Here is a 2,771-nt window from a genome sequence, read left to right as displayed (position 1 = left end):
CTTTAGCATAACAGCAAATATAGACATCACAACGTTATTGGAACAGCTTCGTACCAAGGGAATTAAGCTATACCCTACCTTTATTTACATGATCAGCAAGACAGTAAATTCTCATGAAGAATTTAGAACTTGCTTTAATGACGAGGGTGTTCTAGGGTATTGGGATAAAATGATTCCAAGTTATACAATCTTCCACAGTGATAATAAATCATTCTCAAGCATATGGACGGAGTTTTCTAATGAATTTAATGTCTTTTATAAAAACTATCAAAGTGATATAAAGCAATACGCTGAAGTTAAAGGTCTCTTTACAAAAGATAATGAACCCAAAAATTCTTTTCCTATATCTAGTATTCCTTGGGTTAGTTTTACTGGCTTTAACCTAAATATAAATAATGATAGCGACTTTTTATTACCCATCATTACAGGGGGAAAATATTTAAATAAGAAAGATAAAACGTTGTTGCCTATTTCATTACAAGTGCATCATGCTGTTTGTGATGGATATCACGCTAGTACATTTATAGAGGATTTGCAGCAATTAGCTAATAATTGTCATGATTGGCTTCCTTAAAATATGCAAATGAGTGCTCGTTTTAATTTAACTAAGGAGTTGTATTGGCGACTCCTTCTTATTGAACTAACGGGTGCTTTAGTTGAAGATCATCCGGCTACTTAAGCAGCTCTATTTCATATGACTAACAAGGCAGTTTAGTTTAATAAGGGCATGAGGAAAAAACCTGATGTTATATACTAAATGTAGAAATATCCTATAAAGGATACATTAATAGATATCGAATAGGAGTAACCACCTTTGAATTATGTTAGCTTTTGTATTTATCAATTCATTCTATTTTCATCCATTTTTGTTATCAGCTTTTACCAAGATAAATACTTAGGTAAACCATTTACTTCTGTTGATTTAATAGCAATATGTATAAGTTTATTTATCGCAATAATCGTTTACCGAGTAGTAAATAAGATATATAGACGATTCGAGAATATTAGGTTGCAAAATAAGATATTAATTTCAATACCAACTGTAATATTATCAATCCTGTTTATTGGCTTACTGGAGCAATTGTTCGTTTAGTTTTCTTACTCAACTAACGGGTGCTTTAGTTTATAAGACTTATAAATATTAGGTGCGAGCACTCAGCCTTTTTGACTGGATGTTTTTGCGTTCGGTATTTACATTTACTTTCTTTTTTTATATTTCCATTCAAGCAATTAGCAGACATTTAGCAACACTTTTAGCGTACATATTACCAAATAAACAATCAAAATTGTGAGTCTGCTAAAACAAGTGCTAAAACGGTGAATATAGTAAGTATTAATCATTAACAAAGCCTGAATTTAGGTGTTTTAAAAAAGCCCATTCATATGCGAATTTGGGCTCTTTTTGTATGTTTAATTTAGATTTTGTACCAGATAACTGAACGGGTTAACCTCGTCCTTTTAAATGTGTTTCATTAATATAGAAACAAACTGTTCAAGTCCTTGGCGATCTTCCTCATGGAATCGATCTTTTTCCGGACTGTCGATGTCTAAAACACCAATTACTTCACCATTTTTAATCATTGGTATTACAATTTCTGATTGGGAAGCCGCGTCACAAGCGATATGTCCTGGAAAAGCGTGTACATCAGGTACAACCATCGTTTCTTTCTTTGCAACTGTCGTTCCACAAACTCCTCGACCAACAGGAATTCTGACACAAGCAGGCAAACCTTGGAAAGGTCCTAAAACAAGCTCTCCTTCATCCATCATATAAAACCCAACCCAATTGATTCGATCGAAAAATTGGTTCAGTAATGCAGAAGCATTGCTTAAATTAGCCATGACATTCGACTCTCCGCTTAGTAAAGCGTCAAGTTGTTTTCCTAACATGTTGTATTGTTGTTCTGTATTTCCTGCATATGCTGCTTTCTCAAACATGAAATCACCTCTTAAAATTAGAAACTTACGAATCAGTATAAACTTTCTCATAATATTGATGCAAATCTTGGACCCTGTGTGCATCGGACCCGAACACAAGAGGAATTCCCATATTTTTTGCAGTTGTTACGTAACGTTGTGGGGGATAGGGTTCCAAACAAAATTCTTTAGCCAGTCCTGCACTGTTGAGGTCCATTTCATAACGATGTTCTTTCATTAATTGTAATGTCGACATAATGAAATCATGGTCATCGACTTTGAATCCATGAGCAAGTTGGAACTTATGAATTAATGTCGGATGGCCAATTCGTTTCGGTTTATATTTTCCTAAATCAGCTAGTATGGAGGACTGGAGAGTTTTGTAATAAAGCTCATAGACTTTTTCAATTGAACCTACTTGCCCTGCAAAATCAATTAATGATTCTGCCGAGAAATCTATACAAGTATATTTATTTTCAAAAAGCAGGAAATGGACAGATAAAATAGAATCATCTAAGGTAGGACCAATTTCATTGAGCATCCGGGCAGTTGCTTTTTCGTATCCTTCAATATAATCGAACTCCAAACCAATGTTGATCGAGATATCGGAAGCGTATTGTTTTTTTAATTGGCGCAGTTTGTTTATATAAGGTTCAAGTGAGTTTACATCCAGGAAACTATCCCTAGTAGGGACCGTATCAATAAATCCTTCAGGAGCAGGTGCATGTTCTGTGAATGAGATGTCGGTAAAGCCGTTCTTTATCGCTTTTTCTATATATAATTCAAATTCATCTTTTGTTCCATGGGGGCAAAAAGGACTGTGAATATGCGCATCTCTTTTCATTAATATAGGC

Annotated in this window: 3 protein-coding genes; 1 reads left to right on the top strand and 2 read right to left on the bottom strand. The window is 34.4% G+C overall.

From position 1 onward, the window contains the following. The coding region (gene catA / locus AC1DSB_RS17535; RefSeq protein WP_477587230.1) for a type A chloramphenicol O-acetyltransferase at positions 1–574 on the top strand (574 nt) is incomplete at its 5' end. 884 nt (positions 575–1,458) lie between these two features. On the opposite strand, the gene AC1DSB_RS17530 is transcribed toward catA, so the two are convergent. Beyond that, a complete protein-coding gene (locus AC1DSB_RS17530; RefSeq protein ID WP_016426635.1) occupies positions 1,459–1,938 on the bottom strand; it encodes a GAF domain-containing protein in 480 nt (159 codons plus the stop codon). Positions 1,939–1,963: 25 nt separating this feature from the next. Beyond that, complete coding sequence (gene hisJ, locus AC1DSB_RS17525) at positions 1,964–2,761, bottom strand: histidinol-phosphatase HisJ (protein ID WP_477532817.1); 798 nt, start codon at positions 2,759–2,761, stop codon at positions 1,964–1,966. Positions 2,762–2,771: the final 10 nt, after the last annotated feature.

It is taken from the genome of Paenisporosarcina sp. P4_E4_2 (assembly GCF_056401595.1).
This window is presented reverse-complemented; position numbering and strand designations above follow the sequence as displayed.

What these genes read in the sequence shown, in the direction of transcription:
- AC1DSB_RS17530 (WP_016426635.1), bottom strand. Translation starts at nt 1,938, where the DNA reads ATGTTTGAGAAAGCAGCATATGCAGGAAATACAGAACAACAATACAAC.
- hisJ (WP_477532817.1), bottom strand. Translation starts at nt 2,761, where the DNA reads ATGAAAAGAGATGCGCATATTCACAGTCCTTTTTGCCCCCATGGAACA.